This is a genomic window from Mannheimia sp. (assembly GCF_056854775.1).
The window spans coordinates 1-17581 of sequence record NZ_JBXGGI010000125.1; the positions used below are offsets into that span (position 1 = coordinate 1).

Annotated in this window: 16 protein-coding genes and 1 riboswitch; of the genes, 5 read left to right on the forward strand and 11 right to left on the reverse strand. The window is 37.6% G+C overall.

From position 1 onward, the window contains the following. From ACJHV0_RS08895 to ACJHV0_RS08915, 5 genes are all read right to left on the reverse strand, one after another. Positions 1 to 965, reverse strand: a 965-nt coding sequence (locus ACJHV0_RS08895) for an oligosaccharide flippase family protein (RefSeq protein ID WP_483133970.1), incomplete at its 3' end; no start/stop codon positions are given. 33 nt (positions 966 to 998) lie between these two features. Further along, the gene (neuC, locus tag ACJHV0_RS08900; RefSeq protein ID WP_483133971.1) at positions 999 to 2159 is read right to left on the reverse strand and encodes a UDP-N-acetylglucosamine 2-epimerase; all 1161 of its coding nucleotides are present in this window, start codon (positions 2157 to 2159) and stop codon (positions 999 to 1001) included. After that, positions 2160 to 3419 carry a cytidylyltransferase domain-containing protein gene (locus ACJHV0_RS08905; RefSeq protein ID WP_483133972.1) on the reverse strand — a complete coding sequence of 420 codons (1260 nt, stop codon included), beginning with the start codon at positions 3417 to 3419 and terminating at the stop codon, positions 2160 to 2162. Between the two features lie 59 nt (positions 3420 to 3478). Continuing rightward, a complete protein-coding gene (gene neuB / locus ACJHV0_RS08910; protein ID WP_283387018.1) occupies positions 3479 to 4516 on the reverse strand; it encodes an N-acetylneuraminate synthase in 1038 nt (345 codons plus the stop codon). Further along, positions 4516 to 5160 (reverse strand): acetyltransferase, encoded by a 645-nt coding sequence (locus ACJHV0_RS08915; protein ID WP_334232048.1) that lies wholly within the window; start codon positions 5158 to 5160, stop codon positions 4516 to 4518. The genes neuB and ACJHV0_RS08915 overlap by 1 nt, the downstream gene beginning before the upstream one ends. Positions 5161 to 5302: 142 nt before the next feature. On the opposite strand from ACJHV0_RS08915, the gene ACJHV0_RS08920 reads away from it, so the two are divergent. Next, a complete protein-coding gene (locus ACJHV0_RS08920; protein WP_483133973.1) occupies positions 5303 to 6046 on the forward strand; it encodes a YdcF family protein in 744 nt (247 codons plus the stop codon). A 78-nt stretch (positions 6047 to 6124) separates the two neighbouring features. Here the strand turns inward: ACJHV0_RS08920 and priA are convergent, their stop codons facing one another. The 3 genes from priA to ACJHV0_RS08935 all read right to left on the reverse strand — a co-directional run bounded on the left by priA (position 6125) and on the right by ACJHV0_RS08935 (position 10661). Next, complete coding sequence (gene priA, locus ACJHV0_RS08925) at positions 6125 to 8338, reverse strand: primosomal protein N' (RefSeq protein ID WP_483133974.1); 2214 nt, start codon at positions 8336 to 8338, stop codon at positions 6125 to 6127. 62 nt (positions 8339 to 8400) lie between these two features. Continuing rightward, complete coding sequence (rarD, locus tag ACJHV0_RS08930) at positions 8401 to 9315, reverse strand: EamA family transporter RarD (protein WP_334257250.1); 915 nt, start codon at positions 9313 to 9315, stop codon at positions 8401 to 8403. A 128-nt stretch (positions 9316 to 9443) separates the two neighbouring features. After that, positions 9444 to 10661 carry a pyridoxal phosphate-dependent aminotransferase gene (locus ACJHV0_RS08935; RefSeq protein ID WP_025235497.1) on the reverse strand — a complete coding sequence of 406 codons (1218 nt, stop codon included), beginning with the start codon at positions 10659 to 10661 and terminating at the stop codon, positions 9444 to 9446. 186 nt (positions 10662 to 10847) lie between these two features. Between ACJHV0_RS08935 and ACJHV0_RS08940 the strand changes: the two genes are divergently transcribed. Further along, a complete protein-coding gene (locus ACJHV0_RS08940) occupies positions 10848 to 12152 on the forward strand; it encodes an isochorismate synthase (RefSeq protein WP_483133975.1) in 1305 nt (434 codons plus the stop codon). Between the two features lie 229 nt (positions 12153 to 12381). After that, entirely contained in the window at positions 12382 to 13527 is a 1146-nt protein-coding gene (locus ACJHV0_RS08945) for a hypothetical protein (protein ID WP_483133976.1), read from the forward strand. A gap of 95 nt (positions 13528 to 13622) precedes the next feature. On the opposite strand, the gene ACJHV0_RS08950 is transcribed toward ACJHV0_RS08945, so the two are convergent. The 3 genes from ACJHV0_RS08950 to queC are packed head-to-tail and all read right to left on the reverse strand — an operon-like array spanning position 13623 to position 15332. After that, positions 13623 to 14249, reverse strand: a complete 627-nt coding sequence (locus ACJHV0_RS08950) for a 7-carboxy-7-deazaguanine synthase QueE (RefSeq protein ID WP_483133977.1) — start codon at positions 14247 to 14249, stop codon at positions 13623 to 13625. Beyond that, positions 14249 to 14671, reverse strand: coding sequence for a 6-carboxytetrahydropterin synthase QueD (queD, locus tag ACJHV0_RS08955; RefSeq protein ID WP_483133978.1), 423 nt, complete (start codon positions 14669 to 14671; stop codon positions 14249 to 14251). The genes ACJHV0_RS08950 and queD overlap by 1 nt, the downstream gene beginning before the upstream one ends. Continuing rightward, entirely contained in the window at positions 14664 to 15332 is a 669-nt protein-coding gene (queC, locus tag ACJHV0_RS08960) for a 7-cyano-7-deazaguanine synthase QueC (RefSeq protein ID WP_483133979.1), read from the reverse strand. The genes queD and queC overlap by 8 nt, the downstream gene beginning before the upstream one ends. A 3-nt stretch (positions 15333 to 15335) precedes the next feature. Beyond that, positions 15336 to 15380: riboswitch (PreQ1 riboswitch) on the reverse strand. A gap of 253 nt (positions 15381 to 15633) precedes the next feature. On the opposite strand from queC, the gene ubiK reads away from it, so the two are divergent. Both ubiK and pgi read left to right on the forward strand, forming a co-directional pair. Then, complete coding sequence (gene ubiK, locus ACJHV0_RS08965; RefSeq protein WP_025235491.1) at positions 15634 to 15882, forward strand: ubiquinone biosynthesis accessory factor UbiK; 249 nt, start codon at positions 15634 to 15636, stop codon at positions 15880 to 15882. Between the two features lie 39 nt (positions 15883 to 15921). After that, on the forward strand, positions 15922 to 17562 hold the full coding sequence (gene pgi, locus ACJHV0_RS08970) for a glucose-6-phosphate isomerase (RefSeq protein ID WP_483133980.1): 1641 nt from the start codon (positions 15922 to 15924) through the stop codon (positions 17560 to 17562). Positions 17563 to 17581 lie beyond the last annotated feature (19 nt).

A 17581-nucleotide genomic window follows, 5' to 3' on the forward strand; every position in this document is an offset into this window, starting at 1 on the left:
AGGATTATATAATATTTTGTGCCTGCAAATTGGTTACCTAAAATCCAAACCACTACTTCTTCAGGAATAAACCACATCACGAGTGCCGGAATTGGTACTGTAAATAAGGCATAAAACGCCCATTTGTGGATATGGCTCACATTAATTTTTTTCTGTTTTAGTGCTTCATAAAAATAAGGAAGTGTCGCTTTATTTAAGGCTTGAATAACAATGGCTAAAATAAATGCAATTTGTGCCCCCATTGCATACAAGCCTAAATCAGCTTCACTAAATTTATGGAAAATAAAAATACGGTCTAACTGCCCTTTTAAGAAAATACTGGAATGGTGCAAAATCAACGGTAAACCAAAACCCATCAAATAAAAGAATGCGATCTTATAATGAGCAATACTAAATTTTTTCATTTTGCTTTTTTTCGCATAAAGCAGATAAGCGATGAAAAACACTAACGCATTACTGATTAAAATCGCTAAAATCCGTTTTTCAACTAAATCCGTTTCAAAATATTCCATCATTGCAACGGTAATAACTGCCGAAAAGATAGCTGACATTAGCTGAATAACCGTGTAAGAAACCGCCTGTTTTTGGCATTGCCTAACGCTTAATTGCACATTCAAAAAGGATTGAAACATTGCCCCAATCGCCACATAAGCAATAATTTCTGACTTGAAATACCAACAACCCAATAGAATAAGCGAGCTTGCCAAAAGAGTATATAAATAGCCTGTCGTCAGCACTAAATTGAGCGAACGTTTACCGTAGAAATAAAAATAACGAGCTACAGCCCCATCTTGGCTAAGCCCGATAAAAATGACAAACAAGGCAGAGAAAGTTTGGTAATAGGAAAGCTCACCGTAGCCTTCTACCCCCAATTTTCGAGAAAAGTAAGGTAAGAGCAAGAAAGGAATTGACTTAGAAGCCAATTCCCCGATTAAGTAAATAACGCTGTCTTTAATTGCTTTCATAATTGCAAAATTTTGTCCATTTTCGACCGCTTGTTAAAAGCTCACATCATAAAATCCTTTCGGCTGACTGTTTTTGCTATCGGCTAAGAATTTTTTGATTGCATTGTAAGCCTTTTCCATTGCGTTGTCTTGAAAATATGGATTTTTCATTTCAGGCAGCCTGTCTTGGAACTCGGCAGAAATCAATTTACTAATGCCTTCAATAATGGATTTTTCATTGCTTTCTACATCAATTACCGTTTCTCCACGTACTCGCCCTTGCTGACGATTGCCGATATTAATCGTTCCAACCCCACAGCTTGGTGCTTCAATTAAGCCTGATGAACTGTTACCAATTAAACCTTGAGAATATTTAATCAATGCCAAATATTCTTCCGGCTTCACGGAAGTGAAAAACTTAAACTGATTTTCATCAGTATAGGCTTTAAAGCGGGCGTAAATTTGCTCAGAATTAGTATCCGAATTTGAGCCGATAAACACAAATTGGTATTTATTTTTAAATTGCTCAAAAGCATTTAGCAACGCATCAATTTGATCTAATACCGACACATCTGTTAATGTTTCAGGGTGGAAAACCACTAAGAAATACGGTGTATTTGGAACACCTAACTGCTCTACCAATTCCGCTTTGGTTGGTAACACTAAATCTAAACTATTTTCTGCCCCAAGAGAGCCTGTATTGACCACATTTTCAGGCAATTCACCCATTTGGATAACACGCTGTCTATATTCTTCAGTTGAAGTTAAATGCAGTTTAGACATTTTGGTAATGCAATGACGAATAAATTCATCATAATTTCCCAAAGTTTGCTCTCCACCGTGTAAATGAATGAGCGGAAGATTATGCATTGCAGCCGCCGTTGCTACCGCTAACATTTCATAACGATCGCCTAATACAATAACCGCATCATATTTATGGTGCTGAAAATGCTGACCAAATCGGTCTAAACATTCCGCCATAGAATGAATAATGGTTTGGTTATTTTCACTATTTAAGGTAAGTGGTATACGAGCGGTAATGTCAAAGCCATCTTGCTCAATCACAGTTACTGTGTTGCCATATTGCGGATCAAGGTGCATAGCGGTTACAACAAGTGAGAAATTAATCTCCGGATCTTGTTCTAATTTCTTTAATAAACGCTTAACAATGCCATATTCAGCACGCGATCCTGTAATATATGCGATATTTTTCATTTACTTTAATTCTTCTTCCAAAATAGCGGTTAATTTTTCGTAACCTTTTGCATTTAAATGTAAGCCGTCATTACTATAATTTAAATCTAACTTACCGTATTTATCACTAAAGGCTTTATCCAACGCAATCCATTTTACTGATAAATTATCTTTCAAATATTGATTTAACAAACGGATATCATCATTATTGCGATCTATTCTAAATGCGGTCGGCGTAATTTCTAAGAATGAAATCTCAATATCTGCACGGATTGCTTTTAATTGGCTAATTAAATGATTAATATCCATTAGGACTTGCTCATCACTCCATCCTTTATACACAATATCATTTGTACCAAGCATCAATACGACTTCTTTTGGTAACTCTGAAATGAGTCCTTTGTCTAAAATCAGTTCACTATATTGTTTAGTAGAGATACCTGCAATACCTAAGTTATTAACTGATTTTCCATTTAAAGATTCAATATTCCAATAATCTAAAATAGAATGCCCAATTAAAGTAATCTCTTTAACTTCTTTAAAATTCTCTTTTTTCATTAGAATAGAACGCTTAATGGTTTCGAGTAAGATTTTTTCTTTATTACGTTGTTGTAGAATAAAGTAGAAGTACTCAAAATCTTGACGATCATCAATATCAATAGAAACATCTCTATCCATAAAATACGCCAAGCATTTCGCCCCATAAAAATGTTTTTGCTCAAGGTAAGCAGTCGGTTTTGCTGAAAAAATTGCACCGTTTGGCGAATATTCCGGGAGATAGAGCTGACGAGCATAATTAGAATAATCTAGCTGGAAATGTTTTAAACTTTCATCTTCTTCAATCACACGAGTAAGTGTGGTTGGCTTATGAGCATCAGATACCGACACAATGAAATCAAACTTATCAAAGTTACGCTCAAACTTCTCGCAACACTCTTGAATATGCTGTGCAGTTCTTAACGGCGATGTTGGCTGAAGTAACATAAAATAGTCAAAATCAACGTGTTTATATTGATTTAATACATCTTCAATCACCACAAAAGAACTGGCTTTATCACTGGCTAAATGCTCTGCACGCTTGATAAATTCAATCGGATAATGGGAGAGCAAATCAATATATTCTTGCGAATCGGTGCTGACAATAATTTTTTCAAACTGCTTCGATTCAATCGCCGCTTCAATAGAATACGTCATTAGAGGTTTACCGTCTGCCAAGAGTACATTTTTATTTGGTAAGCCTTTTGAGCCCGCACGAGCTGTAATAATTGCAATTTTTTTCATAAATCTAACCGCTTGTTATCTAAAAAATGATGGAACTTTCGCCCCATCACTATATGACATTACATCTGATTTGCAAAACGAGAATCTTGAATAAGTTGATCTTCTTCAAAATCTTGTTGAGCTTCTTTTCCTAATACATCATACCAGAACATTGGACTAATGCCATTGCCCGGACGTTTGGTTGTAATATTTTCAGTAGTAAAAATTTCACCTTTTTTAATTGGACGTGCTGCAATAATGGATTTTCTTGCCACAATTTTATTTTTTGCTTCAGAGTTCGTTACTAGCTTTTCAGAAGAACCTAATGATTTTTCTACCGCACGAATGCCTTCGCAGAGTAATTTCAATTCATCCGGAGTAACTGAGGCTTTATGGTCAGGACCTTCAAAATTTTTATCTAACGTGAAGTGTTTTTCAATAAAAGTAATGCCATAAGGCACTGCCGCCAAGCCTGCGAAATAACCAGCTGAGTGGTCGGAAAAGCCTAAGCTATATTCGCCAAATTCTTGTTTAAGCTGGTGGAAAGCATTTAAATTTACATCTTCATAAGGCGTCGGATATTCGGTATTACAATGTAAAATCGTAATATCTTTTTTCGCCATACCATTATCTTCTAACACTTTTAATGAGGCTTTGGTTTCTTCAATCGTCGCCATTCCCGTTGAAATCACAATGGTTTTGCCTTCAATCGGAAGTCGTGCAATTTTTTCTAAATAAGGTAAATTGGTTAGTTCACCTGATGGAATTTTCCATACTTTTTGTTGCTGACTTGCTAAGAAATCAATCGATTCAAAATCAAACGGAGTTGAGAACACCTCTAAACCAAGTGAACGAGCGTACGCCTCTAATTTTACAAATTCATCATAAGGCAACTCTAATTTGCGGGTCATCTCCAGCTGAGAATCAGCCGTACCTGTGGTTACTTTTTGATATTCAGCTTTAGGGGCATATTTAGAAATCAGCTTATCTGCTTTGAAGGTTTGGAATTTAACCGCATCAACACCGCATTCTTTTGCTACATCTACCATTTTTTTCGCTAAAGCAGGGTCGCCATTATGGTTACAACCAATTTCTGCCACAATAAATACATTTGCCATTATTTTATATCCTTAATATATTTTGCCGGAACGCCTGCTACAACAGTGCGAGGCTCTACATTTCTAATTACCACTGCACCGGAACCAACCAATGCATTTTTACCTATTCTTAATTGACCGTTGATCACAGATGAACTGCCCACGAATGCATAATCTTCGACAATCACATCGCCATTTAGTGTCGTGTTTGTAGAAATATTGCAGTGATTGCCGATAAAACAACCGTGTTCAATCAATGATTTCGTGTTAATAATCACATTATCGCCCACACTAACACCACTATTTACAATCGCCATTTTGCCAACAAATACGCCAATGCCTAGTGTAGAATGTTTAGAAACTACTGCGGTTTTATCAACCACATTAATAATTTTACAGCCAAATTGCTGTAGCTTAAAAAATTTCTCTAAACGGCGAGTATTATCACCGATACTAATAAAATAACTATAGCTTGCCCGATTTTTAAAATCTTGCACCGTTGATGCCAGTACAGGATAACCTAAATGACTACTTCCTTCAGGTTTAAAATTATCAATAAAGCCACAGAATTCATATTTCTCAAAATCGAGTGAATCCAATACAGATTTTGCATAACCACCTGCACCGATTAGAATCAATTTTTCTTTCGTAGATCGTTGTTGCATATTACTTCCCCTCTGCCTTATGCATCAGAAGATTTCTCCAAATGGAGCATTCTAATACTTTTCCATAAGGAAAAATAGACAATTCGTTGATAATCTAGGAAAATAAACACTTATTTACTCATCTTTACGATAAATCAATTTTATGTTTGAACTGATTAAATTCATTACGTCAATGATCCTACCGCCATTTAACATTATCCTGTTATGGTTGTTAGCATTAATTCTATTTTCAGTAGGCTATAAATATTCAGCTTACTTTTTTGCCCTGCTTGGCATTGCAATTTTATATATTTTCAGTATTCCTTACACCTCACAAAAGCTGGGTGATTCCTTAGTAGATAGTGGAGAAATGACTATCGAAAAATACAAAAATGCCCAAGCGATCATAGTATTAGGCGGTGGATTACGAGACAGCCAAGAATTATTCGGAAAATTAGCGATTACAGGCATTCCACTGGAAAGAATGCGTTATGCTGCTTATTTACATAAAGAAACAGGCTTACCGATTTTAGCCACAGGCAGTAGCCCAAATGGCACATCTGAAGCAAAAGTAATGGCGGATGAATTTAAAACATTCTTTAACATTGAAACTAAGTGGTTAGAAAACAAAGCCAAGACTACCAAAGAAAATGCAATTTTTAGCCGTGAAATTTTAGAAAAAGAGAACATCAATAAAATTATTTTAGTAACCAACCAATGGCATATGAAACGAGCAGAAATGCTCTTTACCCAACAAGGTTTTGAAGTACTTACTGCAAGTGTTGGCTCAGGAGATACCCCTGATCACTACAAGCTCAACTTTATGCACTTTGTTCCACAAGCCGGAGCAATGAACAGTAATATGCTTGCACTAAAAGAGTGGATTGGGTATTGGAAGGAAAAGTAGATAACAAATAAGGCAGGTTAAACCTGCCTTATTCATTTGCAAAAAATCACACAAAATCAACCGCTTGTTCTCTTCTTTTTACCCAATTTCTTGTGGTTCAATATCCAAACTCAGCCTAATATTCGTTGGAATATCTAAACTTTCTTTTTCTTGAACAAACCAATCGAGTAACTGTTGCAAAGCATTTCTGGTTGGGTGTTGTATTAACAACAACCAGCGGTAAAAACCTGCTTTTTTTGCCATTGGAGCAGAAAATGGAGGAATCAACTGAAAACCTTGCCAATGTTGTTGTCGGATTTTTTGCTTAAAATAATCCGCAAGTTGTTCAAGCAGTTTTAATGTTTGCTCATTATTCTTCCCTGTCGCTTTAAATAGCACTTGGGAGGAAAACGGCGGCAATGCCATTATCTTTCGTATTTTTAAGGCTTCTTTGGCAAATTCACTATAGCCTTGTTCTAACAAGGTTTTTAGCAATGGGTGATCCGGGTAGTGTGTTTGTAGCACTACTTCGCCTTTTTTCTCGGCTCGCCCTGCTCTGCCTGCCACTTGCAAATAAAGTTGAGCAAGTTTCTCTTCCGCTCGAAAATCAGTCGAGAAAAGGGCTGAATCCACATTTACAATCGCTACCAACGTAACATTAGGGAAATGATGCCCTTTTGCTAACATTTGTGTGCCAATCAAAATTTGGCTTTTGCCTTCTCGAATATCGTTAAGGTGATTTTCTAGTGAACCTTTCCGTGAAGTAGAATCTCGGTCAATTCGAGTAACTTGGTAAGTTGGAAATTGCTCCTTAAGCACTTGTTCCAGCTGCTCAGTGCCAACACCGGTAGTAATCAAATTGGTTGAGCCACAATGTCCACACTGGCGAGGAATTACCCTCTGAGTAGCACAATGATGACAGCGTAGCACACGCTGTTTTTGATGATAAGTAAAAGGCTTATTGCACGCCTCACACTCGCAAATCCAACCGCATTCGTGGCAAAGTAACACAGGGGCAAAGCCTCTACGATTTAAAAACAGCATCACTTGGTTGCCTTGATCCAAATGATGTTTCATCATTGAAAGCAATCGTTCAGATAAACCCGCAGTAATGCGTTGCGTTTTTAAATCAATAATATGTTGATTAGCAATTTGTGCATTACCAGCCCGTGCAGTGAGCCCTAATTCAATGAATTTGCCATTTTGGACATTTTGTAGGCTTTCAAGGCTTGGCGTGGCTGAGCCTAGCACAATAGGAATATCTGCATTTTTTGCCCTCACCACCGCCAAATCTCGTGCGTGGTAACGCCAGCCCTCCTGTTGTTTGAATGAACTGTCGTGTTCTTCATCTAAAATAATCGCCCCCAATTTCTTAAATTGAGTAAAGAGGGCGGAACGTGTACCGATAACAATCGCACTTTCGCCATTTTTAGCTCGAAGCCACGCATTCAGACGTTCAGTTTCATTCATATTGGAATGTAAAACGTCAATTTCCACATTAAAGCGAGCTTTAAAACGTTGTACCGTTTGTGGTGTTAGCCCAATTTCCGGTACAAGCACAAGCACCTGCCGGTTGCGTTTTAGCACGGTTTCGATAAATTGCAGGTAAACTTCGGTTTTGCCCGAACCCGTTACCCCATTCAGTAAAAAAGCAGCAAACTCATTTTGCACATTTAAACGGCTAACTACTAAGGTTTGCTGTTTATTCAAGGTGAGACGATTTTGCACATTCACTAACGGCAATTCGCCAAGCGATTGTTGCCACGATTGCGAAATAAAAGGCACATAAATTTTCTCAACATAACCTTTCTCTAATAATCCTTTCCACGCAGAAGGGCTACAAGCGGTCGGTTTTTCAAAAAATTTTGCAAATTCGGCAAGTTCAGTTAAAAGCTCAACCTGTTTTTTGGCTTTTTTGTTTTCGCCGATAATTAAGGATTTTCTTCCTTGTTCCGTTACCACAAAATAATCGGGTTGGGAGCGTTCAGTAGAATCGCCATTACGAAGTTTGACAGGCAAAGCACTGTTTAATACTTCGCCTATTGGGGCGTGATAATAACGAGCAGCCCAAGTAAGCAGCTGCCACATTTCATCATCGAAAAGAGTATCTAAATCTAATACGTTTTTAATCGGTTTAAGTTTATCAATTGGCACATCACTCATTTGCGGAAAATCAACCACAATGCCGATTTTAGTTTGCCTGCCGAAAGGTACAACAACCCTACTGCCCTTACCGGCATTCAGCTCGTCAGGCAGTAAGTAGTCAAAAAAACGATGTAACGGCACATTCAGTGCCACCCTAATTAATCTCACTTCTCTAAACCAATTTTGATCGCAAGCCCGATAAATTTAACCATTTCCAATAATTTACAATATCACTCATTATTCATCCTTAAACCAGATACTCGTTTTCGCTTTTTGTGCTGCTGTCGCAGAGCAATGATACCATCTAACACCAAAAATAAAATCGAAACCAGTAGGCAAATCATCAAGATATAAGATTCGCTTTCTAACTTTTCACCAATTAAGAAGGAAACTATCAACATCAATAGTGGTTCAACATAGCCCAATAAACCCAGTACATTAAAAGGTAAAATCGTGCTGGCTAGGGTGTAGCTGATAAGTGCAGTGCCACTAATTAAGCCAAGCAGAGCAATAAAATAGTAAATATTTGGATTTTGCATTTCTACATATTGCATATCTAGTTGGCTTATAAAATATAACGCAACAGGAAGTAGATATAAAATCTCCACTACAAAACTATGTAAATGACTTAAACCAAATTTTCGGCGGAGGGAAAAATAGATTGGATAACCTGTGCAGACAAACAAACTTTCAACCGAAATTTTACCTGTTAAAAGAATATTACTGATAACGCCTACAAACGCCACGACAATTGCCAACCATTTATTAAAAGAAAGCGTTTCTTTATAAACTACTTTGCCAAATGCCACCATCATAATCGGCATTAATAAATAGCCTATTGAAACCTCAATCGCTTTGCCACTATTGGGTGCCCACAAAAATAGCCACATTTGCCCACCTACAATAGATGCCGTAATGAAAATAATCAGTAACAAATGAGGTTCTCTCTTAAGGCGTTGGAGAAATGCTAAAAACTCGTTTTGTTTTTTAAATAGATATACGGCAAGGAAAAGAAAAGGAATCGTAACCACCATACGAATGCCGAAAATGCTCACACCTGTCAGCGGTTTTAGAAAGATCGCCAAATAGTACATACAGCCAAATAACATTGAGGCTGAGAGAGATAAAAGAATGCCTTTTAACATAGTGATAACCAAGTTTGTTGGGACGTAGTATATGCGTCCACAAGCGGTTAAATTTCTTGAAATTTTTGCAGAGTAGAAAGAAGGACGCACCCAGTGCGTCCCTACAGAGAAATCAGAGGATATTTCACCTATTCCTGACGATAGGTTTTCAAGAAATTCGCAAGACGACCGATTGCTTCTTCAATTTGATGTGCGTAAGGCAACGTTACAACACGAAAGTGATCCGGTTTATGCCAGTTAAAGCCTGTACCCTGTACTAACAATACTTTTTCTTGTTGTAACAAGTCGTAAATAAATTTTTGGTCATCTTTAATACCATACATTTCAGTATCAATTTTCGGGAACATATACAACGCCCCTTTCGCTTTCACACAGCTAATGCCTGGAATTTGCACTAATAAATCGTGCATTTTGTTACGTTGCTCTAATAAACGACCGCCCGGTAACACAAATTCATTAATGCTTTGATAACCACCCAATGCGGTTTGAATTGCGTGTTGCATTGGCGTGTTCGCACATAAACGCATTGAGGCAAGCATATCCAAACCTTCAATAAAGCCTTTGGCTTGATGTTTTGGTCCACTTAATACCATCCAACCTTGACGGAAACCCGCCACACGGTAAGCCTTTGATAAACCGTTGTAAGTAACGGTTAATAAGTCAGGGGCAAGTGCTGCAATGTGGTGATGAACCGCACCATCATAAATAATTTTTTCATAGATTTCGTCTGCAAAAATAATCAGATTATGCTGACGAGCAAGCTCTGCAATTTCAAGTAAAATTTGACGGCTATACACCGCACCCGTTGGATTATTTGGGTTGATGACTAAAATCCCTTTTGTACGAGGAGTGATTTTTGATTTAATATCTTCAATATCCGGGAACCATTCATTTTCTTCATCGCACAAATAATGCACCGCTTTACCGCCAGCCAAAGTTGAGGCGGCTGTCCATAACGGATAATCAGGCATAGGAATCAAAATTTCATCGCCATCATTGAGTAATGCTTGCATCGACATCGTAATCAGCTCAGAAACACCATTACCGATGTAAACATCGTTCACGTCCATTCCACGCATACCTTTTGATTGGTAATACTGCACAATCGCCTTACGAGCTGAATATAAACCTTTTGAATCGCAATAACCTTGGGCTTTCGGTAAATTACGAATAACGTCCACCAAAATTTCATCCGGTGCTTCAAAACCAAATGGAGCAGGATTACCAATATTTAATTTTAAAATTTTATGCCCTTCTTCTTCTAAACGGAGAGCTTCTTTATGAATTGGTCCGCGAATATCGTAACGAACCTGTGCTAATTTATCTGACTTGGGAAAACGTTCCATTGCTAACTTCCTATATGATTAATTCTGCTATTTCCGCATACGATTGTTTAAAAAATCGATACTTTGGAATGAATTTGCAAACATTACTCTAATTTGAGAGGAAAAAAAAGAGGAAATACGTTAAAATGATGACCTTTTTTTAAATCAGCTAAAAACAAGCGGTATAATTTTTTCATTCTTTTGCAAATGTCTATTTTTAACCAATTAAAACAAGAGCTTATAAAAATTTATTCAAAAGTAGAAAAAGGAGAAGGCTTAATCAGCATTCAAGCCTCCGTACCGCTATTTGAAGAAAATTTACCACTACTTGGTTGGTTAAAAGCACAAAATCAGCACTACCCACACTTTTTTCTACAATATCGTGATAAAGATGAGACAATTGCAACTATGGGAGCAATTCGTCAATTTCATACCCTTGAAACCGCACAAACCTTTATTCAACAGCATAATTTGCCTCTAATCGGTGGATTACAATTTGAAGGTTACACTCAGTTTATTTTGCCTCAATTCACATTAGTAAAAAATCAGCAAAATTTGACCGCTTGTTTCTATTTCGATAGCGATAATATGGAGCAACAAGCGGTTGTTTTTGCACAATTTCTTGCAAATTTTGAGCATATTGAAAAATTGAGCTTGCCCGATAATCCGTTGCAATCCGTTGCAGCAGCCAGCAGTTTTGAGCAATGGGAAAGCAATATCAACAAAGCGATTTGTGCTATTGGACAAAGCGAGTTTCAAAAAGTGGTATTGGCAAACGCCATCCGTCTGCATTTTGAAAATCCGATTTGCAGCTATGATCTGATTGCACAAAGTCGCCAAATCAATCAAGGTTGTTACCATTTCCTCTGGGCTGAAAGTGCAGAGGTTGCATTCATTGGTTCAACCCCGGAGCGTTTATATCAACGCAAAGACAAGCAATTTTTTACTGAAGCTCTCGCCGGCACAGCAGCAGTTACACCAAATGAAACCCAAACAGAACTGAATGCACAATGGCTATTAAGCGATCCGAAAAATATCCACGAAAATCAATTAGTTGTTGATGATATTGAGAGCAATCTTGCCGATTGTGTTACTGAATTTAAAGTATCTGAAGCGAAAATCAAACGGTTGCACAATGTCCAGCACTTACGCCGCCAAATTCAAGCTACGCTAAAACAAGGTGTTTTTGATAGTGATTGCTTAAGTCGTATTCACCCCACTGCCGCTGTAGCTGGGCTTCCTCGTCCAAAAGCAAAACAATTTATCACTGAAAACGAACCCTTTACCCGCCATTGGTACGCAGGCACTTTGGGGGTAATGAGTAATGATGAAGCCGAATTTTGCGTAACACTCCGTTCTGCCTTAATTTCACAAAATTCAATTACGCTTTATGCAGGGGCTGGCATTGTAGAGGCGTCAGATCCACAATCGGAATGGCAGGAAATTAAACGTAAATCACAAGGTATCGCTAAATTATTGAATATTGATTTAGTAACAAAAGGGGATCTGTAAGGCAGACTTTCAGAACTTAAGCTCTTAATTATTTATTTCTCTATTTTCATTTCCATCTTCCTAAAAAAATACATTATCGCTACAAAATTAGTAGTGGATATTCCCATAATTAAAAAATTTTCATTAGGGAAACGTTTACGTAAGACTCCTCAGACCACTCATTCTTATTTTATATAAAAAATGTGATAGACTCCTCGCAGTTTCGTTTTTATATTTAAGGAATAACTGAATGAAATTCAATAAAAAATTAATTTTAACATTTGCTGCAACCTTAGTTTTAAGTGCTTGCGGAGGGAGCAGTAGCGGAGGTTCGTCTTCAACACCGAGCCAGTCCAAACCAGTACTAGAAACACAAAATAGCACTCAGGGACAAAATGTTCCTCAGACACAAAATGCTTCTCAGGCACAAAATGTTCCTCAGGCACAAAATACTCCTCAGGCACAAAATGCTCCTCAGGTACAAAATAATCCTCAGGAACAAAATAATCCTCAGGGACAAAATAATCCTCAGGGACAAAATGCTCCTCAGGGACAAAATACTTCTCAGGCACAAAATAATCCTCAGGTAGAAAATGCTCCTCAGGTAGAAAATGCTCCTCAAACAGAGCTTACTCCGCCCGTACTACAGCCACAATCACAAAAAATTGACGCTTCTTTTGAGAAAATTGGTTCAGTAAAACTCAATAAAGACGCTCAAACTCTTGAGCTTAGTAGATTCACTTTGGTGGATAAAGCCGGTACAAAGCCAAAATTTGATGTGGTAAGCGGTAAACAAATTATTGAAGAAAAAGATTTTCTCGTATTAAATTTGGCTGATATTAATGCTGAACAACTCTCTAGCGATTTTCTTATCCGCAGTAGCGATGATCTATTCTATGGCTACTATAACGATACAAATAGCAAAAACCTTGTCGATGCTGCCGATAAATTCAGCCAATATTTTGTCGTGTATGATGAGAAACGAGTAAATAATAATATCTCTGATAAATTAACAGCAACTTACCATAAAAAAGAAGGATTTGTATATGGTTCAAATCCACATACTAAAGAATTTGCCGCACGTATCAGCAAATTGGGTGATGTAGAAATTCAATTTGAAAATGGTCAAGCTCAAGGAAAAGTGAAAGATGGGAATTCTGATATATTTACTATTAAAGGTGATATAAAGCAGTTGGAGATTACCCCAACAGAAGGTAACCCAATCATTACGGCAATTTTAACCCAAAATCAAAAAAGCTATACTCCAGGAATGGAAAAAGCAATTATGGAAACTAAGTTTATTGATTCAAAGGCTGGTAATTCTGACCAAAAATACTTAATCGGTGAAGCAAAAAGCGATAATTGGCAAGCTATCATGGTTAGCGAGAAAAAATAAAGTTATCTTCTGCTAAAAACTGAAATAAAAAGACTGAGTCTGGATAATACCGGCTCAGTCTTTTAAATTGTAGAAAATCATCTTCTAACTTCTACTTACTCAATCCCCACAATTTTATGCGTTTGGATACTTAGCTGCCATTTAGGCTTATTTGGACGCTGATTTAATAACCCAATCTGGGTGATGGTTTCCAACAAATTCATTTTTCCCTCTTTTTCACAAGGCGAAAGGTAATAATGCTCTGCTTTAATTTTATTTTCCAATTGCTCACAAAACGTTTGAACCTCACCATCCACTACTACTCGTACTTCATTAGCAAATTCAATGCAACGGCGTTGATATTTTTCTTGATACATTCGTTTTGGGCTAGTTGCTATATAATCAATTTGCGGTGGTATTTCTTTTAAACCGTTAGTTTCAATCGCTAAAAAATAGCCTTCTTTTTTTAGTTGATTAAGTAATAGCGATAAATTGGGCTGAATAGTTGGCTCTCCACCGGTGATGATGATATTTTTTGCCGAATAACTTCTTACTTTGGCAAGGATATCGTTTAGTGTCCACTGTTCAAATTGATTGTAATTGGTATCACACCACGGGCAAGTGAGGTTGCATTTGCCAAAACGGACAAAAATGGAAAGCATTCCGGTGTTAAAACCCTCGCCTTGTAAACTCTCAAAAATTTCAACAATCGGAAAACTTGGGTTAGAAATCAGATCTGCCATTATTTGCTGTACTCACAATAAGAAGTGGGCGTTTCCCACAGGCGAATTAAACTTACCGGCAACCCCACTTTCTCGAGCTTTTCAAATATATATTTTGCCATTTCTTCTGCTGTCGTCCGGCTTGGAATACCGTAAACTTTCGATTTTAAATCGATAAGCAATTGTGCCACTTGGCTTTCACGTTCGTTGTGTAAATCGTAGATAAAGGCGTGATCCATCGGATCTAAAATATGGGTTTTCACTATTGCCTTCAGATCCGAATAATCCATCACCATTCCACGTTTTGCTCCTTCTTGGAACAGTTCTCCTGCTACTTCAACTTGCAATTTATAAGTATGTCCGTGCAGGTTTTGGCATTTTCCATCGTGTCCATCAAGCATATGTGCCATATCAAAACTAAATTCTTTTGCAATTTTAAACATTGGATTGTCCTCTTTCCACCAAATATTCATTCAAACCTTTTTCTCGCAAAATGCAGCTCGGGCAGTCGTGGCAACCGCCTTCAATGCCTAAATAACAAGTGTGGGTATGCTCACGAATATAATCAAAAGCCCCTAATTTATCGGCTAATGCCCAAGTTTCCTTTTTAGTCAGATACATTAATGGTGTGCGAATATTGAAGTTATAATCCATTGCTAAATTCAGCGTAACATTCATCGATTTCACGAATACATCTCGGCAATCCGGATAGCCACTAAAATCGGTTTCACACACACCGGTGAAGATAGTTTGGATGCCCTGCCCTTTGGCATAAATGGCGGTATAAAGCAGAAAAAGTGCATTACGCCCATCAACAAAAGTATTAGGCGTGCTACCTTGTTGCTCAATTTTAGCACTATTATCCATTAACGCATTGGTGGTAATGGCTTTAATCACAGAAGTATCAATGAGCGTTTGTTTCACGCCTAAATCTTTGGCGATCCATTCAGCTTTTTCAAGTTCAATAGAATGGCGTTGTCCATATTGGAAAGTAACCACTTCCACATTTTCTTTACCAAATTCAGCAATGGCTTGGAATAAACAAGTGGTAGAGTCTTGACCGCCTGAAAAAATCACAACGGCTTTTGGAGTTTGAATTGTCATTTTATGTCCTTAGTTTTTTTGCGTGGGAGGTTTGCGAACCACGAATTAGTCAATACAAGCGGTTACAAAAAACATCGCTTTTTGAATGTTGGCTTTGCCAACGGCAGCGAAGTTGTGAACAATCCTTACAAGGATTGTGAATAATTTTGGCTTATATTTTACGAAAGGCGGCATTTTACAGAGAAACAAGATAAAAGGCTATTTAAATAGTACCAACTAACGCAATAAATCAAAGAATTTACTTTCTCTTATACCTAAAATTAACTAGAATTAGGGTAATTTTATTGTAAGGAATTAGAAAATGCTCACGCCTAAAAACTTAGAAGCTATTGCTCAACAATTACACAATGCGTTACCCCAAAGTCTAAAAAATGTAGGTAACGATCTAGATGAAAAATTCAAACAAATTCTACAAGCTCAGCTTGCTCGCCTTGATGTAGTAACTCGTGAAGAGTTTGATGTTCAATCGCAAGTTTTACTTCGCACGCGCGAGAAATTAAATGAATTAGAAAAGCGTCTTGATGAATTAACTAAAGATGCTCAATCCTAAACCGATTTCAATTTGTAAATTCGTAAAAGGAAATAAAAAATGCAGAAAATCAATCCTGTTCAAACCTTTGCTTGGAATGCTTTGACTCAGCATAAAGCAGATAATCTCTCCATTCCTCAACTTTTCGCCGAAGATGCCAGCCGTTTTGATAAATACTCCCTTCGTTTTGAAAATGAATTGCTGGTCGATTTTTCTAAAAATGCGATTAATGACAAAACCTTAACCCTTCTTCGCCAATTAGCAAATGAATGTGGTCTGGATTCAGCTAAAAAGGCAATGTTCTCAGGTCAAAAAATTAACCGTACCGAAAATCGTGCCGTTTTACACGTAGCATTGCGTAACCGTTCTAATACGCCAATTGCTGTTGATGGTAAAGATGTAATGCCGGAAGTGAAGGCTGTATTAGCTAAAATGAAAGCGTTCTCTGAGCGTGTGATTTCAGGCGAGTGGAAAGGCTATACAGGCAAAGCGATTACCGATGTGATTAATATCGGCATTGGTGGTTCAGACTTAGGACCTTATATGGTAACAGAGGCATTACGTCCTTACAAAAATCATCTGAATATGCACTTTGTATCAAATGTCGATGGCACTCACATCGCAGAAGTGTTACGCAAGGTAAATCCTGAGACGACCTTAGTTTTAGTTGCTTCAAAAACCTTTACAACGCAAGAGACGATGACTAACGCCCTTTCAGCTCGCAAATGGCTATTGGATTTTGCTAAAGATGAATCAGCGGTGGCAAAACATTTCGTGGCACTTTCAACTAATGCGAAAGAAGTCGCAAAATTTGGTATTGATACTGAAAATATGTTTGAGTTTTGGGATTGGGTAGGTGGTCGCTATTCACTTTGGTCTGCAATTGGTTTATCTATTGTCCTTTCTCTTGGCTTTGAAAACTTTGAGCAGCTTCTTGCCGGTGCTCACGCAATGGATCAACACTTCTTATTAGCTCCAATTGAACAAAATATTCCAACAACGTTAGCTTTAGTGGGTATTTGGAATAACAACTTCTTAGGAGCAGAATCTGAAGCAATTTTACCTTACGACCAATATATGCACCGCTTTGCGGCTTATTTCCAACAAGGAAATATGGAATCAAACGGTAAATTTGTGGGACGTGATGGTAAGCCTGTTACGCATCAAACAGGTCCTATTATTTGGGGCGAACCTGGTACAAACGGTCAGCACGCGTTTTATCAATTAATTCATCAAGGGACTAAATTAATTCCTTGTGATTTTATTGCACCGGCTCAAACGCACAATCCGTTAAGCGATCATCACAACAAATTACTTTCTAACTTCTTTGCTCAAACTGAAGCACTCGCATTTGGTAAATCCAAAGAAGTAGTAGAAAAAGAGTTCTTGGACGCAGGCAAAACGCTTGAAGAAATCGCTGAAATTGTGCCGTTTAAAGTGTTCACCGGTAATAAACCGACTAACTCTATCTTAGTACAAAAAATCACACCGTATAGCTTAGGGGCATTGATTGCGATGTACGAACACAAAATTTTCGTACAAGGCGTGATCTTCAATATCTACAGCTTCGACCAATGGGGCGTAGAGCTTGGCAAACAACTCGCTAACCGCATTTTGCCTGAGCTAGAAAATAATGAAGAAATTACCAGCCACGATAGCTCAACCAATGGCTTGATTAACCAATTCAAGGCTTGGAGATAACCAATACAAGCGGTTAAAT